This is a genomic window from Enterobacter cloacae complex sp. IR5428 (assembly GCF_049238585.1).
GTDB classification, from domain to species: Bacteria; Pseudomonadota; Gammaproteobacteria; order Enterobacterales; family Enterobacteriaceae; genus Enterobacter; species Enterobacter intestinihominis.
In genome coordinates, this window is record NZ_JBMKHV010000002.1 from 143412 (window position 1) to 160204 (window position 16793).

General features: G+C 57.0%; 17 protein-coding genes. 10 read left to right on the forward strand and 7 right to left on the reverse strand.

Going from position 1 to position 16793, the window contains the following annotated elements; translation table 11 throughout:
• Positions 1–2 precede the first annotated feature (2 nt).
• The 5 genes from hypB (at position 3) to flhA (ending at position 5397) form a co-directional block, all read left to right on the forward strand.
• Positions 3–866 carry a hydrogenase nickel incorporation protein HypB gene (gene hypB, locus ACOTXC_RS03015; protein ID WP_032625971.1) on the forward strand — a complete coding sequence of 288 codons (864 nt, stop codon included), beginning with the start codon at positions 3–5 and terminating at the stop codon, positions 864–866.
• Positions 857–1129: a HypC/HybG/HupF family hydrogenase formation chaperone gene (locus ACOTXC_RS03020; protein ID WP_023298471.1), complete on the forward strand. Its 273-nt coding sequence runs from the start codon at positions 857–859 to the stop codon at positions 1127–1129. Before hypB ends, ACOTXC_RS03020 begins: the two co-directional genes overlap by 10 nt.
• Before the next feature lie 3 nt (positions 1130–1132).
• Positions 1133–2254, forward strand: coding sequence for a hydrogenase formation protein HypD (gene hypD, locus ACOTXC_RS03025; protein WP_045308749.1), 1122 nt, complete (start codon positions 1133–1135; stop codon positions 2252–2254).
• Positions 2251–3261, forward strand: coding sequence for a hydrogenase expression/formation protein HypE (hypE, locus tag ACOTXC_RS03030; protein WP_023306824.1), 1011 nt, complete (start codon positions 2251–2253; stop codon positions 3259–3261). The genes hypD and hypE overlap by 4 nt, the downstream gene beginning before the upstream one ends.
• A gap of 63 nt (positions 3262–3324) precedes the next feature.
• Positions 3325–5397 carry a formate hydrogenlyase transcriptional activator FlhA gene (flhA, locus tag ACOTXC_RS03035; protein ID WP_023330179.1) on the forward strand — a complete coding sequence of 691 codons (2073 nt, stop codon included), beginning with the start codon at positions 3325–3327 and terminating at the stop codon, positions 5395–5397.
• A gap of 140 nt (positions 5398–5537) precedes the next feature.
• Here flhA and ACOTXC_RS03040 read toward each other — a convergent pair whose 3' ends face one another.
• A complete protein-coding gene (locus tag ACOTXC_RS03040; RefSeq protein ID WP_421767396.1) occupies positions 5538–5882 on the reverse strand; it encodes a nitrous oxide-stimulated promoter family protein in 345 nt (114 codons plus the stop codon).
• Between the two features lie 165 nt (positions 5883–6047).
• On the opposite strand from ACOTXC_RS03040, the gene ACOTXC_RS03045 reads away from it, so the two are divergent.
• Positions 6048–6278 (forward strand): SymE family type I addiction module toxin, encoded by a 231-nt coding sequence (locus tag ACOTXC_RS03045; RefSeq protein ID WP_022649175.1) that lies wholly within the window; start codon positions 6048–6050, stop codon positions 6276–6278.
• 113 nt (positions 6279–6391) lie between these two features.
• Complete coding sequence (gene mutS / locus ACOTXC_RS03050) at positions 6392–8953, forward strand: DNA mismatch repair protein MutS (RefSeq protein WP_022649176.1); 2562 nt, start codon at positions 6392–6394, stop codon at positions 8951–8953.
• 140 nt (positions 8954–9093) lie between these two features.
• On the opposite strand, the gene ACOTXC_RS03055 is transcribed toward mutS, so the two are convergent.
• Genes ACOTXC_RS03055 through ACOTXC_RS03065 form a run of 3 tightly spaced genes read right to left on the reverse strand, consistent with a single transcriptional unit; the run spans position 9094 to position 11345 of the window.
• Positions 9094–9315, reverse strand: coding sequence for a non-oxidative hydroxyarylic acid decarboxylases subunit D (locus tag ACOTXC_RS03055; RefSeq protein ID WP_154849400.1), 222 nt, complete (start codon positions 9313–9315; stop codon positions 9094–9096).
• 10 nt (positions 9316–9325) lie between these two features.
• Positions 9326–10753, reverse strand: a complete 1428-nt coding sequence (locus tag ACOTXC_RS03060; RefSeq protein ID WP_022649178.1) for a non-oxidative hydroxyarylic acid decarboxylases subunit C — start codon at positions 10751–10753, stop codon at positions 9326–9328.
• Positions 10743–11345, reverse strand: coding sequence for a non-oxidative hydroxyarylic acid decarboxylases subunit B (locus ACOTXC_RS03065; RefSeq protein WP_421767397.1), 603 nt, complete (start codon positions 11343–11345; stop codon positions 10743–10745). The genes ACOTXC_RS03060 and ACOTXC_RS03065 overlap by 11 nt, the downstream gene beginning before the upstream one ends.
• 172 nt (positions 11346–11517) lie before the next feature.
• Here ACOTXC_RS03065 and ACOTXC_RS03070 point away from each other — a divergent pair, with 172 nt between their 5' ends.
• Positions 11518–11925, forward strand: coding sequence for a MarR family winged helix-turn-helix transcriptional regulator (locus ACOTXC_RS03070; protein WP_022651767.1), 408 nt, complete (start codon positions 11518–11520; stop codon positions 11923–11925).
• Here ACOTXC_RS03070 and ACOTXC_RS03075 read toward each other — a convergent pair.
• Positions 11922–12809 carry a LysR family transcriptional regulator gene (locus ACOTXC_RS03075; RefSeq protein ID WP_046618652.1) on the reverse strand — a complete coding sequence of 296 codons (888 nt, stop codon included), beginning with the start codon at positions 12807–12809 and terminating at the stop codon, positions 11922–11924. The genes ACOTXC_RS03070 and ACOTXC_RS03075 overlap by 4 nt on opposite strands.
• Positions 12810–12918: 109 nt before the next feature.
• Between ACOTXC_RS03075 and ACOTXC_RS03080 the strand changes: the two genes are divergently transcribed.
• Together ACOTXC_RS03080 and ACOTXC_RS03085 are read left to right on the forward strand one after the other, a co-directional pair.
• Positions 12919–14121: an MFS transporter gene (locus tag ACOTXC_RS03080; protein ID WP_108367806.1), complete on the forward strand. Its 1203-nt coding sequence runs from the start codon at positions 12919–12921 to the stop codon at positions 14119–14121.
• The gene (locus ACOTXC_RS03085; RefSeq protein ID WP_421767398.1) at positions 14118–14495 is read left to right on the forward strand and encodes a DUF4440 domain-containing protein; all 378 of its coding nucleotides are present in this window, start codon (positions 14118–14120) and stop codon (positions 14493–14495) included. Before ACOTXC_RS03080 ends, ACOTXC_RS03085 begins: the two co-directional genes overlap by 4 nt.
• A 50-nt stretch (positions 14496–14545) precedes the next feature.
• On the opposite strand, the gene rpoS is transcribed toward ACOTXC_RS03085, so the two are convergent.
• Both rpoS and nlpD read right to left on the reverse strand, forming a co-directional pair.
• Positions 14546–15538, reverse strand: coding sequence for an RNA polymerase sigma factor RpoS (gene rpoS / locus ACOTXC_RS03090; RefSeq protein WP_022649182.1), 993 nt, complete (start codon positions 15536–15538; stop codon positions 14546–14548).
• A 60-nt stretch (positions 15539–15598) separates the two neighbouring features.
• Positions 15599–16723, reverse strand: a complete 1125-nt coding sequence (gene nlpD, locus ACOTXC_RS03095; protein WP_421767399.1) for a murein hydrolase activator NlpD — start codon at positions 16721–16723, stop codon at positions 15599–15601.
• Positions 16724–16793 lie beyond the last annotated feature (70 nt).

Here is a 16793-nt window from a genome sequence, read left to right on the forward strand (position 1 = left end):
GTATGTGTAGTACCTGCGGTTGCGCTGAAGGCAACCTGTATATAGAAGGGGATGAACACCGTCCCCACTCCGCGTTTCGCTCCGCACCCTTTTCTCCTGCACCGCGTCCCGCGGCGGCACTGACCGGCATCACCTTTGCGCCGCAGCGTTCAGACGCGGGCGACCTGCATTACGGCCACGGCGAAGCAGGCACCCACGCGCCGGGCATCAGCCAGCGCGAGATGCTGGAGGTGGAGATCAATGTGCTGGACAAAAATAACCAGCTCGCCGCCCGCAATCGCGCCCGCTTTGCCGCCCGTCAACAGCTGGTACTGAACCTGGTCTCCAGCCCCGGCTCCGGTAAAACCACCCTGCTGACCGAAACCCTCAAACGACTGAATAAACGTGTCTCCTGCGCCGTTATCGAAGGCGATCAGCAAACGGTAAACGACGCGGCGCGCATCCGCGAAACCGGTACGCCCGCGATTCAGGTCAACACCGGCAAGGGCTGCCACCTGGATGCGCAGATGATTGCCGACGCCGCCCCGCGCCTGCCGCTGGCGGATAACGGCATCCTGTTTATTGAAAACGTCGGCAACCTGGTCTGCCCGGCAAGCTTCGACCTCGGCGAGCGGCATAAAGTGGCGGTGCTCTCCGTGACCGAAGGGGAAGACAAGCCGCTGAAGTATCCACATATGTTTGCCGCCGCCTCCCTCATGCTGCTGAACAAAGTCGACCTGCTGCCGTACCTGAATTTCGACGTGGATAAGTGCCTGGCTTACGCCCGGGAAGTGAACCCGGACATTGAGATCCTGCTGGTTTCCGCCACGCGCGGCGACGGGATGGATGCCTGGCTGAACTGGCTGGAGAGCGAACGATGTGCATAGGCGTCCCCGGACAAATTCATTCCATCGTCGGCAATCAGGCCAAAGTGGAGATCTGCGGCATCCTGCGCGATGTCGATCTGACGCTGGTGGGCAGCCACGATGAGACCGGCGCATCGCGTCTCGGCCAGTGGGTGCTGGTCCACGTGGGGTTTGCCATGAGCGTGATTAATGAGGAAGAAGCCCGCGACACGCTGGACGCGCTACAGAATATGTTCGACGTTGAGCCGGACGTGGGTGCCCTGCTGTATGGTGAGGAACGATAACACATGCGTTACGTTGATGAATATCGCGCGCCTGAGCAGGTGTTGCAGCTTATCGATCGCCTGAAAACCCGCGCGTCCCTGCTGGACTACACGAAAGAAAAACCGCTGCGGATCATGGAGGTGTGCGGCGGACACACCCACGCCATCTTTAAATTTGGCCTCGACCAGCTGCTGCCGGAGAACATCGAATTTATCCACGGCCCCGGCTGCCCGGTGTGCGTGCTGCCGATGGGGCGCATCGACAGCTGTCTCGACATCGCCAGCCGCCCCGGTGTGATTTTTTGCACCTTTGGCGACGCCATGCGCGTACCGGGAAAAAATGGCTCGCTGCTCCAGGCGAAGGCGCGCGGCGCGGACGTGCGGATCGTCTACTCACCGATGGATGCCCTGACGCTGGCAGAGGCTAATCCTGAGCGTAAGGTGGTCTTTTTCGGGCTGGGTTTTGAAACCACCATGCCCGCCACCGCTATCACTCTCCAGCAGGCGAAAGCCCGCAACGTCACTAACTTTTACTTTTTCTGCCAGCACATCACGCTTATTCCCACGCTGCGTAGCCTGCTTGAAGCGCCGGACAACGGCATCGACGCCTTCCTGGCACCAGGACACGTCAGCATGGTGATCGGCACAGAAGCCTACGGTTTTATCGCTGAACAGTACAATCGTCCGTTAGTGGTGGCTGGTTTCGAGCCACTTGATCTACTGCAAGGCGTGACCATGCTGGTTGAGCAGAAAATAGCGGCCCTGAGTGTGGTGGAAAATCAGTATCGCCGCGTGGTGCCCGATGCAGGTAACAGACGGGCACAGCAGGCGATAGCCGACGTGTTTAGCGTCGAAGGCGACAGCGAGTGGCGCGGACTGGGGCTGATTGCCGAATCCGGCGTACACCTGACGCCCGCGTATCGCGCCTTCGACGCCGAAGCGCATTTCCGCCCGCAGCCGCAGAAGGTGTGCGACGATCCCCGCGCCCGCTGTGGCGACGTACTCACCGGCAAATGCAAACCTCATCACTGCCCGTTATTTGGCAACGCCTGTAACCCGCAAACCGCGTTTGGCGCGCTGATGGTCTCTTCCGAAGGGGCATGCGCCGCGTGGTATCACTATCGCAACCAGGAGTGTGAAGCATGAACACGGTGGAAATGGCGCACGGAAGCGGTGGACAGGCGATGCAGCAGTTGATTAACAGGCTGTTCATGGAAGCCTTTAACAACCCCTGGCTCGCCGAGCAGGAAGATCAGGCGCGTATTGACCTCGCGGCCCTGACCGCCCACGGCGACAGGCTGGCGTTCTCTACCGACAGCTACGTGATTGACCCGCTGTTCTTCCCGGGCGGCGATATCGGCAAGCTCGCCGTCTGCGGCACGGCAAACGACGTGGCCGTCAGCGGCGCGATCCCCCGCTACCTCTCCTGCGGGTTTATCCTCGAAGAAGGGTTACCCATGGAGACGCTCACGGCGGTGGTCAACAGCATGGCGCACACCGCCCGCGAGGCGGGGATCGCCATCGTGACCGGGGATACCAAGGTGGTGCAGCGCGGCGCGGCAGATAAGCTCTTCATTAACACCGCCGGAATGGGGGCGATCCCCGCCAACATTCACTGGGGCGCGCAGCAGCTTTGTGCAGGCGACGTGCTGATTGTCAGCGGCACGCTGGGCTGCCACGGGGCAACCATCCTCAACCTGCGCGAAGGCTTAGGGCTGGATGGCGAGCTGCACAGTGACTGCGCGGTACTCACGCCGCTGATCCAGACGCTGCGCGACATGCCGGGTGTAAAAGCCCTGCGCGACGCCACGCGAGGCGGCGTGAACGCCGTCGTACACGAATTTGCCGCAAGCAGCGGCTGTGGAATTGAACTGACCGAGCGCGGCCTGCCCGTTAAGCCTGCTGTACGCGGGCTGTGCGAGCTATTAGGGCTAGACCCGCTTAACTTTGCCAACGAAGGCAAGCTGGTGATCGGCGTGGAACGTACGGTGGCGGAAGCCGTACTTGAACAACTGCGCGCACATCCCTTAGGGAAAGACGCGGCCATCATCGGCGACGTGGTTGAGCGCAAAGGGGTGCGCCTGACCGGGCTTTACGGCGTGAAGCGCACGCTGGATCTGCCGCACGCTGAACCGTTACCCCGAATTTGCTAGACCGCGCCAAAAGCGGTCAGCGCTGAATGTCTCTTTTTTGCCAGTTTCTATTGGAAAGCAATAATGCCGTATACACCGATGAGCGATCTTGGACAGCAGGGCCTGTTTGACATCACGCGCACACTTTTACAACAGCCCGACCTCGGCGCGCTGAGCGATGCCCTGACGCGGCTGGTCAGGCAATCAGCGCTGGCGGACAGCGCCGCCATTGTGCTCTGGCATAGCGCAACCCACCGCGCGAGCTATTTCTCAACGCGTGATAATGGCAAAATCTTCGAATATGAAGATGAAACGTTTCTGGCCCACGGTCCGGTGCGACGTATTCTCTCCCGCCCGGAAGCGCTGCACTGCAATTTTGACCAGTTTCGCCAGGCCTGGCCGAAGCTGGCAGAGAGCAACCTTTACCACCCGTTCGGCCACTACAGCATGCTGCCGCTGGCGGTGGAAGGGCAAATTTTTGGCGGCTGCGAGTTTATCCGTAATAACGACCAGCCCTGGACCGAGGCGGAGTACGAGCGGTTGCATACCTTCACGCAGATTGTGGCCGTCGTGGCAGAGCAGATCCAAAGCCGCGTCACCAATAACGTGGATTACGACCTGTTGAGCCGCGAGCGCGATAATTTCCGCATTCTGGTCGCCATCACCAATGCCGTGCTGTCGCGTCTCGATATGGACGAACTGGTGAGCGAAGTCGCCAAAGAGATCCATCACTATTTCAGGATCGATGCTATCAGCATTGCGCTGCGCGGCAACCGTAAGGGCAAGCTGAACATCTACTCCACCCACTACCTCGACGAAGCTAACCCGGCGCACGAGCAAAGCGAAGTGGACGAAGCGGGAACCCTGTCTGAACGGGTATTTAAAAGCAAAGAGATCCTGCTGTTAAACCTCAGCGAGCAGGATCCGGTAGCGCCCTACGAGCGGATGCTGTTTAACACCTGGGGCAACAAGATCCAGACCCTGTGCCTGCTGCCGCTGATGTCCGGCAACACCATGCTCGGCGTGCTTAAACTGGCGCAGTGCGATGAAGCCGTATTTACCACCGCCAACCTGAAGCTGCTGCGCCAGATCGCCGAACGTATCTCCATTGCGCTGGATAACGCCCTCGCCTATCAGGAGATCCACCGTCTGAAAGAACGGCTGGTGGACGAAAACCTGGCGCTGACCGAGCAGCTCAACAATGTGGACAGCGAGTTTGGCGAAATCATCGGACGCAGCGATGCCATGTACAACATCCTCAAGCAGGTGGAGATGGTGGCGCAGAGCGACAGCACGGTGCTGATCCTCGGTGAAACCGGCACAGGGAAAGAGCTGATTGCCCGGGCGATCCACAACCTGAGCAACCGCAACAGCCGCCGGATGGTGAAGATGAACTGCGCGGCGATGCCTGCGGGCTTACTGGAAAGCGACCTGTTCGGCCACGAGCGCGGCGCGTTTACCGGCGCCAGCAGCCAGCGGCTGGGCCGTTTTGAACTGGCGGATAAAAGCTCATTGTTCCTCGACGAAGTGGGCGATATGCCGCTGGAGCTTCAGCCTAAGCTGCTGCGCGTTTTGCAGGAGCAGGAGTTCGAGCGTCTCGGCAGCAACAAGCTGATCCAGACCGACGTGCGTCTGATTGCCGCCACCAACCGCGATCTGAAAAAAATGGTCGCCGACCGCGAGTTTCGCAGCGATCTTTACTATCGTCTGAACGTCTTCCCGATCTGCCTGCCGCCGCTGCGCGAACGCCCGGAAGATATTCCGCTGCTGGTGAAAGCCTTTACCGCGAAGATTGCCCGCCGGATGGGGCGAAATATCGACAGTATTCCTGCCGAAACGCTACGCACCCTTTCGGCGATGGAGTGGCCGGGGAACGTGCGCGAGCTGGAAAACGTCATTGAGCGCGCGGTCCTGCTGACGCGCGGGAACGTGCTCCAGCTCTCCCTGCCAGAGGTTACTCTCTCTGAAACGACCGTGGCCGCAAGCGAGCTTGCGAAAGAGGGAGAAGATGAATATCAGCTCATTATGCGAGTGCTGAAGGAGACCAACGGCGTGGTAGCCGGACCGAAAGGTGCGGCGCAACGGCTGGGGCTGAAGCGTACCACCCTGCTCTCGCGTATGAAGCGTCTGGGAATCGATAAAGAGAGCCTGAAATAACCCGTCATTCCGGCGGCGAGCGTCAGCGGGTACATATCGCTCCCGCGCTGGCGCAGGGATATTTGGTGCTCTTTTTCTGTCTGCCTGCGCCACGCCGTCGTCCTGAGCGTGATTTGTCGTCCACTGCGGCGCTGAGCCGGTTATTTTTTGGGCCGATACTTTTCCGGTAATTTCGGAACCGGACGACGATCGTCGATCAGATGTCGGATGGTCAGAATCGGATGACGCCATAACATACGTGGCCCTGCCCAGCGCATCACCTGCTTCATCTCTTCCCGTCGGGCGGGCTGATAACAGTGCACCGGGCACTGTTTGCAGGCAGGTTTTTCCTCACCAAATACGCATTTATCCAGCCGCTTATCGGCATAAGCCTTAAGCGCCGAATAGTGCCCCTCTTCCTTTATGGCGTGTGGACACCTGTTTTCGTACAGGTCGATCATTCTGGCGATCGTCTTTTTTTCTCGTGAAATACGTTTACCGGACATAACGTCGTCCTCAACAATAAAGTGTATTTATAATACCTTTTTATCCGCACATTTTCAGTTATTGCATTCCGTTTTCTGAAGCGTCCTTCCAGAATTACCCCTCCCCTCGCTGCGTTTTACTGGTATTTTATACAGGTGTAAATAACCGCATTCACCGGAGAGCTTATGCAACAGATCGCGATCGCCAAACCCTATCGGCACTTAAAAGTGGGTTACTTCAGAAAACGTCATGAAGACCGTAAAACGAAAATTCCAAAACGCTACAGCGTACACGCAGCGCTGAGCCTGAAAGGCGACTGGCTTGAACAAGCGGGATTTACCACCAACTCGCAAGTTCGGGTGGGCGTCGAGCACGGAAAAATCATCATTGAATTAATAGCGGAAGATGCCTCGTAAAGCCGTGACTTTTTTCTGCGCCGCACCTTTTTTTCATGCGACAATAGAAGGAACAATCGGCCATTGAGCCGCTCAAAGCGTAATATTTTCAAAGAAATGGATATCATAACTCCATGAGCACAATCGACAATTTCGACGCGCATACGCCGATGATGCAGCAGTACCTGAAGCTGAAGGCACAGCATCCGGAAATTCTGCTGTTTTACCGTATGGGCGATTTTTACGAGCTTTTTTATGACGATGCGAAACGTGCGTCTCAGCTGCTCGACATTTCTCTGACGAAACGTGGCGCGTCGGCAGGCGAGCCCATCCCGATGGCGGGTATCCCGCATCACGCGGTTGAAAACTATCTGGCGAAGCTGGTGAACCAGGGCGAATCTGTCGCTATCTGCGAACAAATTGGCGACCCGGCCACGTCGAAAGGCCCCGTTGAGCGCAAGGTCGTACGCATCGTGACGCCGGGAACCATCAGCGATGAAGCCCTGCTTCAGGAGCGCCAGGATAACCTGCTGGCGGCGATCTGGCAGGACGGTAAAGGGTTTGGCTACGCCACGCTGGATATCAGCTCCGGTCGTTTTCGCCTGAGTGAACCGGCTGACCGTGAAACCATGGCGGCTGAACTACAGCGCACTAATCCGGCAGAACTGCTTTATGCAGAGGATTTCGCCGAGATGGCGCTGATTGAAGGTCGCCGCGGCCTGCGTCGTCGTCCACTGTGGGAGTTCGAAATTGATACCGCGCGCCAGCAGCTGAACCTGCAATTTGGCACGCGCGATTTGATTGGCTTTGGTGTGGAAAATGCCCCGCGCGGGCTATGTGCTGCAGGCTGCCTGTTGCAGTACGTGAAGGATACGCAGCGTACCGCCCTGCCCCATATCCGTTCAATTACCATGGAGCGTCAGCAGGACAGCATCATCATGGATGCCGCCACGCGCCGCAACCTGGAGATCACGCAGAACCTCGCTGGCGGCATGGAAAATACGCTGGCGTCGGTTCTTGACAGCACGGTTACCCCCATGGGCAGCCGTATGCTCAAACGCTGGCTGCATATGCCGATCCGCAACACCGAAACGCTGATTGGCCGTCAGCAAACCATTGCCGCATTGCAGGATCGTTACACCGAGTTGCAGCCGGTGCTGCGTCAGGTGGGTGATCTTGAGCGTATCCTGGCGCGCCTGGCATTGCGTACCGCGCGTCCACGCGATCTCGCCCGTATGCGTCACGCTTTCCAGCAGTTGCCGGAACTGCGCGCTCAGCTGGGAGAGATCGACAGCGCGCCAGTGCAAAAGCTGCGCGAAACCATGGGCGAATTTACCGAGCTTCGCGAACTGCTGGAACGCGCCATCATTGATGCGCCGCCTGTTCTGGTGCGGGATGGCGGGGTTATTGCTCCGGGTTATAACGAAGAGCTGGACGAATGGCGTGCGCTGGCCGATGGCGCGACGGATTATCTGGATAAGCTGGAAATCCGCGAGCGTGAACGTCTGGGGCTCGACACCCTGAAAGTCGGCTACAACGCCGTACACGGTTACTATATCCAGATCAGTCGTGGGCAGAGCCACCTGGCACCGATTCACTACGTTCGCCGCCAGACGCTGAAAAATGCCGAGCGCTACATTATTCCCGAGCTGAAAGAGTACGAAGACAAAGTGCTCACGTCGAAAGGTAAAGCGCTGGCGCTGGAGAAACAGCTGTATGACGAGCTGTTCGACATCCTGATGCCGCATCTGGCTGACCTTCAAATGAGCGCCGCTGCGCTGGCCGAGCTGGATGTGCTGGTAAACCTGGCCGAGCGCGCCGAAACGCTGAACTACACCTGTCCAACCTTTACTGACAAACCCGGTATTCGCATTACCGAAGGTCGCCATCCGGTGGTTGAGCAGGTGCTGAACGAGCCGTTTATTGCCAACCCGTTGAACCTGTCACCGCAGCGAAGGATGCTGATCATTACCGGCCCCAATATGGGCGGTAAAAGTACCTATATGCGCCAGACAGCCCTTATCGCGCTGCTCGCCTACATCGGCAGCTACGTTCCGGCGCAGAAGGTTGAGATTGGCCCTGTCGACCGTATCTTCACCCGTGTGGGTGCGGCGGACGATCTGGCGAGCGGTCGCTCTACCTTTATGGTCGAGATGACCGAAACCGCCAACATTCTGCATAACGCGACAGAAAACAGTCTGGTGTTGATGGACGAAGTAGGACGCGGTACCTCCACCTATGACGGCCTGTCCCTGGCCTGGGCGTGCGCGGAAAGTCTGGCGAATAAAATCAAGGCGCTGACGCTGTTCGCGACGCACTATTTCGAACTGACACAGCTGCCAGAGAAAATGGAAGGCGTGGCTAACGTCCACCTTGATGCGCTTGAGCACGGCGACACCATCGCCTTTATGCACACGGTGCAGGACGGCGCGGCAAGCAAGAGCTATGGCCTGGCCGTCGCCGCGCTGGCGGGTGTGCCGAAAGAGGTGATTAAGCGCGCGCGTCAGAAATTGCGTGAGCTGGAAAGTTTGTCACCGAATGCGGCAGCTACGCAGATAGATGGTACGCAGATGTCACTGCTGGCGGTGCCGGAAGAGACCTCTCCGGCTGTGGAAGCGCTGGAAAATCTCGATCCGGATTCGCTGACGCCGCGTCAGGCGCTGGAGTGGATTTATCGGTTGAAGAGTCTGGTTTAGTTCTCTGCGGTCTTTTTTGCCGGGTGGCGGCTTCGCCTTACCCGGCCTACAAAACCCGTAGGCTCGGTAAGCGTAGCGCCACCGGGCAAAAGACCGCACAATATTATCGCCCGGTAAGCGCAGCGCCTCCGGGCTTTTTATTACAGCAGCGGCGGGATCGTCGGCACCTGCGGTGCTTCATCAATATCCTTCTGCGTCATGCGGAACGCTTCCGGGTAATGCTCGCGGCTGGTACGGCGCAGCGGTTCGGTATCGCGCCAGGTATACAGACAGTGCTGACACTGGTATACCATCCAGACACCTTTCACCGGTGATGTTGCCATCACCTCAATATGTTCATCGGCACAACGTGGACAAATCATTTTTTCCTCCTTATTGACGTGCCGCCAGCATCGCGGTCAGTTTTTCGGCCCAGGCTTTGGTTTCAGGGAGATCCTGTACCGGCTGGCTGTAGTGACCACGGTTGTCCGGAGCGACAGGGGTGGTGGCATCAATGATCAGCTTGTCAGTGATCCCCGCCGGGCTGGAGCCGGGGTCAAGCTCCAGCACAGACATATTCGGTAGCTGCACCAGATCGCCTGCCGGATTGACCTTAGATGACAGCGCCCACATCACCTGCGGCAGGTTAAACGGATCGACGTCCTCATCCACCATAATCACCATTTTCACGTAACCCAGACCGTGTGGCGTGGTCATGGCGCGGAGCCCGACCGCACGGGCAAAACCGCCGTATCGTTTTTTGGTGGAGATAATCGCCAGCAGGCCGTGGGTGTACATGGCGTTTACCGCCTGCACTTCCGGGAATTCCGCCTTCAGCTGCTGATAGAGCGGCACGCAGGTAGCGGGCCCCATCAGATAATCAATCTCGGTCCACGGCATCCCCAGGTAGAGAGATTCGAAAATGGGTTTTGTGCGGTAAGAGACTTTATCAATGCGCACGACCGTCATGTTGCGCCCGCCGGAGTAGTGTCCGGTAAACTCACCGAATGGCCCTTCAATTTCACGTTTTCGGCCTTCAATCACCCCTTCCAGGATCACTTCCGACCCCCACGGCACATCGAAACCGGTCAGCGGAGCCGTCGCAATCGGATACGGACTTTCGCGTAGCGCACCGGCCATCTCATACTCGGATTGATCGTATTTCAGCGGCGTGGCGCCCATCAGGGTGATGATCGGATCGTTACCCAGCGTAATGGCAATAGGCAGGTCTTCGCCGCGCTCTTCTGCCTTATGCAGATGCAGCGCGATATCATGCATCGGCACCGGTTGCAGGCCGAGCTTACGCTTGCCCTTCACTTCCATACGGTAAATCCCGACGTTCTGCTTGCCGAAGTGTTCGGGGTCGAGCGGATCGCGGGAGACAACGCACGCTTTATCGAGATAAAAGCCCCCGTCACCGTCGTTCAGGCGGAACAGCGGCAGAATGTCGAACAGGTTGATGTCTTCCCCGTCCACCGTGTTCTGCGCCCAGGCCGGATTTGCACGACGCTCTGGCGAGACGGGGAATTTGTCCCAGCGACGAATAAACTCGTCGATCTGTTTTTTCACCGGGGTATTTGCTGGCAGCCCCATCGAAATAGCGTGGTTTTGCCACGAGCCGATAGTGTTCATCACCACACGGGCATCGGTGAAGCCGCGAATATTATCGAACCACAGCGCAGGCGCACCATCGCCAATGCGTCCGGTAGCGTTGGCGGCGGCCGCTAAATCCGGCTCAGCGTTTACCTCTTCCTCAATTTTCAGCAGCTGCCCTTGCTCATCGAGCGCCTGCAAGAAGCTTCTCAAATCATCAAATGCCATCTTTATTCTCCTGTGAAAAATGTTTCGCTGCCTGCAAACCTTCCCAGCGTCGGGCTTTTTTATGCTCCAGACCAAACTGGTCGAGAACGCGGGTCACGATATGCTGGGTTATGTCATCGGCGGTTTGTGGGTGGTTGTAGTACGCAGGCATAGGCGGCACCATCGCCACGCCCATGCGGGAAAGGGCAAGCATGTTCTCAAGATGGATGGTGCTGAGCGGCGTCTCACGCGGAACCAGCACCAGCTTGCGTCCCTCTTTCAGCACCACGTCTGCCGCACGCCCTACCAGCCCTTCGGCGTAGGCCGCGCGGATACCCGCCAGCGTTTTCATGCTGCACGGAATGACGATCATGCCGTCGGTGCGAAACGAGCCGGAGGAGATGGTGGCAGCCTGATCGGCCGGGCTATGGACGACATCCGCCAGTGCAGCAACGTCATGCGCAGTGAAGGGCGTTTCCAGCTCAATCGTGGTTTTTGCCCACTTCGACATCACCAGATGCGTTTCCACCTCCGGCATTTCCCGCAGCGCCTGCAACAACGCCACGCCTAATGGCGCACCCGTCGCGCCAGTCATTCCCACAATCAATCTCATTCAGCACCTCAATTAGTTTGTTCGTATACGAACATATTAACTAAACTACGCCTCGATCCTGCTGCTGACAAGATCGTTCGCATACGATCACACTATTCGCTAAAAACTCTCGCGTTAAAATTCAGCCCGAGAGCGGCTATCATAGAGGGAGTATTTTTCCGTCGGAGTGTCCATGGAGTTAAGACAAGAAGCTTTTCACCTGCTACGTCAGCTTTTTCAACAGCATACCGCCCAGTGGCAACACGCATTGCCCGAACTGACCAAACCACAATATGCGGTGATGCGGTCAATTGCTGAAAATCCTGGCATTGAGCAGGTTGCCCTGACTGAAGTCGCGGTGAGCACCAAAGCGACGCTGGCAGAAATGCTGAGCCGCATGGAAGCACGCGGCCTGGTCAGGCGCGAGCACGATCCGGCGGACAAACGCCGTCGGTTTGTCTTTCTGACGGCCGAAGGTGAGGCCCTGCTTGAGAGCAGTAAACCGATTGGAAATGAGGTGGATGAGGCGTTTTTAGGTCGCCTTAACGGCGCGGAACGAGAGCAATTTTCAGCGCTCATTAAAAAGATGATGCAGGGTTAAGTAACCCTGACGCGCATAAAATCAATAAATGTTCGCACTTTCGCGGGCACATGCCGGGCATCGGGATAAACAGCATAGATGCCCTGCTGAGCAAACGTGTACTCCGGTAACAGCGAGACCAGCGTCCCTGTATCCAGTGCGTTACGCACTAGCCACTCCGGCAGCAGCGCCACGCCACATCCCGCGAGGGCAAAAGCCATCAACGCCTGGGCACTGTCTGCATACAGGCGCGGCGCTTTTCTGATCTCAAAGGAAACAGGATGCCGATCAACGCCTCTCACCTGCCAGCGCAGCGGCGACGTTAAACGCTCGTGAATGATCCAGTCCGCTTCCGCCAGCTGCTCCAGCGAGTCAACCGGATGGTTTGCCAGCCAGCATGGCGTCGCCACGGGCAGGATGGTGAAGGAGGTCATCAACGCGGCGTGGTAGCGCGAATCTGCAAGCGTGCCGAGCCGGATAGCGACATCGAAGCGCTCGGCGATAAGATCGGCATGCAAAGAGGACGAGACATGCCGCACGCGGAGATCAGGGTGCAGCTGGCTAAACTCAGCCAGCAAAGGCACCACCACCTGCGAGCCATACTCGGGCGTGGTGGTGATCCGCAGTTCTCCCGTCAGCCCGGCGTGGTTGGCGCGAACATCATCCTGCAATCGCTCTGCATCCCGTAACAGCATCACGCTTCGTTGATGAAAGAGCTTCCCCGCTTCGGTCAGCGTCAGGCGTCGGGTGGTTCGCAGCAACAGGGTGACGCCCAGCTCCTCTTCAAGCTGACGAATATGAAAGCTGACCACCGCTTTTGTCAGCCCCATCGCCTCCGCCGCGGCGGTGAAACTGCCGGTGTCCGCTACGGCGATAAACATCGCCGTACGCTGTAAATTAAGCATCGCTTGCCTGGTTAACTGTCAAAATAATGTTGACAGTATATCGTCCTTTGTCGCGTTTATCCGTAACGCGCGGGCCGATACGATACGCCACCTCACCGGAGGAACTTCCATGACGTATCGCAGCAAAATCGCCGTCGTCTTTCTGCTCGGCTTTTTCCTTGATTTGATAAACATGTTTATTGCCAGCGTCGCCTTTCCGGCGATGGCTCACGCATTCAATACCACACCTTCCGCGCTTGCCTGGGTAAGTAACGGATACATTGCCGGGCTGACGTTAGTCATCCCATTCAGCAGTATTCTGACGCGCCGCGTCGGGCCGAAGCGCGTTATTCTGCTCTCACTGCTTCTCTTTAGCGCGGCCTCCGTTGCGGCGGGTTTCTCATCTTCGCTGGAAAGTTTGATTGCCTGGCGCGTCGTGCAGGGCGCCGGAGGGGGTTTACTGATCCCGGTTGGTCAGGCGCTGACCTGGCAACAGTTTAAGCCTCATGAGCGGGCCAGACTCACCTCGGCGGTGATGCTGGTCGCGCTGCTTGCCCCCGCCTGCTCACCGGCTGTGGGCGGCATGCTGGTTCAGACATTCACCTGGCGCTGGATATTTTTTGCCACCCTGCCCGTCGCCATTGTCACCTTTGTTTTGGCCTGCGCGTGGCTTAAAACAGAACCGTCACCGATAAACACCACCAGAATAGTAAACCTGTCTTTGCTGACGGATCCGCTGTTGCGCTTATCCATGCTTATCTATGTATGCGTACCCGGCATCTTTATTGGCGTGAACGTAACGGGCATGTATTACCTTCAGAGCGAGGCCAATATGACGCCCACCGCAACGGGCATGCTTATGCTGCCGTGGTCTGTGGCATCGTTTTTGGCTATCACCGCGACAGGACGCTATTTCAACCGTATCGGCCCGCGGCCGCTGGTGGTCATCGGTTGCCTTTTGCAGGCGACGGGCATTCTGCTTTTAATTAACGTCGGCCCGGCTATGCTGTTACCTGCCGTTGCGTTTGCGTTAATGGGTGCGGGGGGAAGCCTTTGCAGCAGTACGGCTCAGAGCAGCGCGTTTTTGACAACGCGGCGGGAAGATATGCCTGATGCCAGTGCGCTATGGAATCTGAATCGTCAGTTGAGCTTTTTTGCGGGTACCCTGCTGCTGGCGCAGGCGCTGAGCTTCATGCAAGCTTATTTTACGCCGCTGGTCGCCTGGCACGGGATGTTTATTTTTGCCGCAGTTATCACTCTACTGCCCGTACTGTACGTCTACCGTCTTAATAACACGCAGTTACTTGCGCAACTGCAACAGGAGCAACCATGACCCATTTCGAACAAGAGATCCTCGACATCCACGTCGCCCTTGAAAACTGGTTAGGTGCAGGCGAAGGCGAACAGGACGCCCTGCTCGCCCGTTTCCGTCCGGATTTTCTGATGGTTCCACCGAGTGGCGCCCATTTAGATCATCACGCTCTGGCCAAATTTTTATATGCGCAGCGGGGAACCCGACCCGGGCTCAGGATCGGTATTGATGCGTTAACAACGCTTCAGACATGGGACAACGGCGCGGTGCTCCATTACCGGGAGACGCAAACCCGGCCAGGCCAGCCCGTCAACGTGCGCTGGTCAACCGCGGTGCTTATTCAGGAAGGGGATAACATCACCTGGCGTTTGCTGCACGAAACGGCGCAATCGTAAGGCATAAAAAAGGCCCGTCTCACGACGGGCCTTTTCTGACGAATGGTTGCTTACTCGCGGAACAGCGCTTCGATATTCAGACCTTGCCCTTGCAGGATTTCACGCAGGCGGCGTAGCCCTTCAACCTGAATCTGACGAACACGTTCACGGGTCAGGCCAATCTCACGGCCGACATCTTCCAGTGTCGCAGCTTCATACCCCAGTAAACCGAAACGACGTGCCAGCACTTCACGCTGTTTGGCGTTCAGTTCGAACAGCCATTTGACGATGCTCTGTTTCATGTCATCGTCCTGCGTGGTGTCTTCCGGGCCGTTGTCTTTTTCATCGGCCAGGATGTCCAGCAGCGCTTTTTCGGAGTCACCACCCAGCGGGGTGTCAACCGAGGTAATGCGCTCGTTGAGACGCAGCATACGGCTTACGTCATCAACCGGTTTGTCGAGTTGCTCTGCGATCTCTTCCGCACTTGGCTCGTGGTCCAGTTTATGGGACAACTCGCGCGCGGTACGCAGATAAACATTCAACTCTTTGACGATGTGGATCGGCAGTCGAATCGTACGGGTCTGGTTCATAATAGCCCGTTCGATGGTCTGACGAATCCACCAGGTCGCGTAGGTTGAGAAACGGAACCCGCGTTCCGGGTCAAACTTCTCAACTGCGCGGATGAGACCTAAGTTGCCCTCTTCAATCAGATCCAGCAGAGCCAGACCACGATTGCCGTAACGGCGAGCAATTTTCACGACCAGTCGCAGGTTACTTTCGATCATGCGACGACGCGAGGCAACATCACCACGCAAAGCACGACGTGCGAAATAGACTTCTTCTTCGGCCGTTAGCAGTGGGGAGTAACCAATCTCCCCAAGGTAAAGCTGAGTCGCGTCCAGCACACGCTGTGTGGCACCCTGCGATAACAGCTCTTCTTCAGCCAAATCGTTATCACTGGGTTCCTCTTCTACTAAGGCTTTTTCGTCAAAAGCCTCTGATCCGTTCTCATCAAATTCCGCGTCTTCATTTAAATCATGAACTTTCAGCGTATTCTGACTCATAAAGGTGGCTCCTACCCGTGATCCCTGGACGAGACACCCTGGCTGGCATGCCCCGTCAATTTATCGCTGCGGTAAATATTGCAGCGGGTTTACGGATTTCCCCTTGTAACGAATTTCAAAATGCAAGCGTGTAGAACTGGTTCCGGTGCTACCCATGGTAGCGATTTTTTGCCCCGCCTTAACTTCTTGTTGTTCCCGGACCAGCATAGTGTCGTTATGGGCGTAGGCACTCAGGTAATCATCGTTATGTTTGATGATAATAAGATTACCGTAACCGCGCAGTGCGTTACCGGCATAGACAACGCGTCCGTCTGCGGTCGCGATGATTGCCTGTCCTTTACTGCCTGCGATATCGATCCCTTTGTTGCCCCCCTCAGAGGTAGCGAAGTTCTCGATAATCTTGCCGTCAGTTGGCCAGCGCCAGGTGGTGATTGACGAGCTGGCATTCTGACTGCTTGCAGTCGGTACAGTAGAGCTAACCACAGGTGCCGTAGTCGGTGCTGTGACAACAGTCGCAGTACCTTTATTATTCGGCAACATTTTGTTAGCACTCTGATCACCTGAATCCTCAGAATACGTAATTACAGGTTGTGAAGCAACCACCGTGGTGGTTTTTTGTGCAGGAGTAACGCTGTTATTTTGCGCAGTTACGTCGGCCGCTGAAACGGTGTTGCCTGGCGTAAGCGGTGTCCCCGTCGCGTTGCCAACCTGAAGCGTTTGCCCGACTTCCAGAGCATACGGGGCCTGGACGTTGTTTCGCTGTGCCAGATCGCGGAAATCGTTCCCGGTGATCCAGGCAATATAGAACAGCGTATCGCCGCGCTTCACGGTATAGGTGCTGCCGCCGGTATAGCTACCTTTCGGAATGTTCCCATACTTACGGTTATACACTATACGGCCATTTTCAGTCTGAACAGGCTGTTCCACTGCCTGAATCTGCGTAGGCTGCGTAACTGGACGCTGAACCGGCTGGATCTGCGGAGTTTGCTGCGCCGTTGAGGTGCCCATTTTAGGCGGAGGGGTGATCAACATTCCGCTGGACGTGTTACCCGAGCCGCTGGTTCCATTAACGGAACTGACGGGCGCAGGCGCGTTATTTGAACTTGTACAGCCTGCCAGCCAGAGCGAAACCAGTGATAATGCCGCAACACGGCTGATGGTGATTTTTGGGCTTCCCGCGCTCATTTATCCCCCAGGAATGTGTTAACTACCAGTGACTTAAAAATAACCGTGATGGCACGAATCTATCGCGCCA

What these genes read in the sequence shown, in the direction of transcription:
- nlpD (WP_421767399.1), bottom strand. Translation starts at nt 16,723, where the DNA reads ATGAGCGCGGGAAGCCCAAAAATCACCATCAGCCGTGTTGCGGCATTA.
- ACOTXC_RS03070 (WP_022651767.1), top strand. Translation starts at nt 11,518, where the DNA reads ATGGAGTTAAGACAAGAAGCTTTTCACCTGCTACGTCAGCTTTTTCAA.
- ACOTXC_RS03075 (WP_046618652.1), bottom strand. Translation starts at nt 12,809, where the DNA reads ATGCTTAATTTACAGCGTACGGCGATGTTTATCGCCGTAGCGGACACC.
- ACOTXC_RS03020 (WP_023298471.1), top strand. Translation starts at nt 857, where the DNA reads ATGTGCATAGGCGTCCCCGGACAAATTCATTCCATCGTCGGCAATCAG.
- hypE (WP_023306824.1), top strand. Translation starts at nt 2,251, where the DNA reads ATGAACACGGTGGAAATGGCGCACGGAAGCGGTGGACAGGCGATGCAG.
- rpoS (WP_022649182.1), bottom strand. Translation starts at nt 15,538, where the DNA reads ATGAGTCAGAATACGCTGAAAGTTCATGATTTAAATGAAGACGCGGAA.
- hypD (WP_045308749.1), top strand. Translation starts at nt 1,133, where the DNA reads ATGCGTTACGTTGATGAATATCGCGCGCCTGAGCAGGTGTTGCAGCTT.
- ACOTXC_RS03065 (WP_421767397.1), bottom strand. Translation starts at nt 11,345, where the DNA reads ATGAGATTGATTGTGGGAATGACTGGCGCGACGGGTGCGCCATTAGGC.
- flhA (WP_023330179.1), top strand. Translation starts at nt 3,325, where the DNA reads ATGCCGTATACACCGATGAGCGATCTTGGACAGCAGGGCCTGTTTGAC.
- ACOTXC_RS03060 (WP_022649178.1), bottom strand. Translation starts at nt 10,753, where the DNA reads ATGGCATTTGATGATTTGAGAAGCTTCTTGCAGGCGCTCGATGAGCAA.
- hypB (WP_032625971.1), top strand. Translation starts at nt 3, where the DNA reads ATGTGTAGTACCTGCGGTTGCGCTGAAGGCAACCTGTATATAGAAGGG.
- ACOTXC_RS03085 (WP_421767398.1), top strand. Translation starts at nt 14,118, where the DNA reads ATGACCCATTTCGAACAAGAGATCCTCGACATCCACGTCGCCCTTGAA.
- ACOTXC_RS03045 (WP_022649175.1), top strand. Translation starts at nt 6,048, where the DNA reads ATGCAACAGATCGCGATCGCCAAACCCTATCGGCACTTAAAAGTGGGT.
- mutS (WP_022649176.1), top strand. Translation starts at nt 6,392, where the DNA reads ATGAGCACAATCGACAATTTCGACGCGCATACGCCGATGATGCAGCAG.
- ACOTXC_RS03055 (WP_154849400.1), bottom strand. Translation starts at nt 9,315, where the DNA reads ATGATTTGTCCACGTTGTGCCGATGAACATATTGAGGTGATGGCAACA.
- ACOTXC_RS03080 (WP_108367806.1), top strand. Translation starts at nt 12,919, where the DNA reads ATGACGTATCGCAGCAAAATCGCCGTCGTCTTTCTGCTCGGCTTTTTC.
- ACOTXC_RS03040 (WP_421767396.1), bottom strand. Translation starts at nt 5,882, where the DNA reads ATGTCCGGTAAACGTATTTCACGAGAAAAAAAGACGATCGCCAGAATG.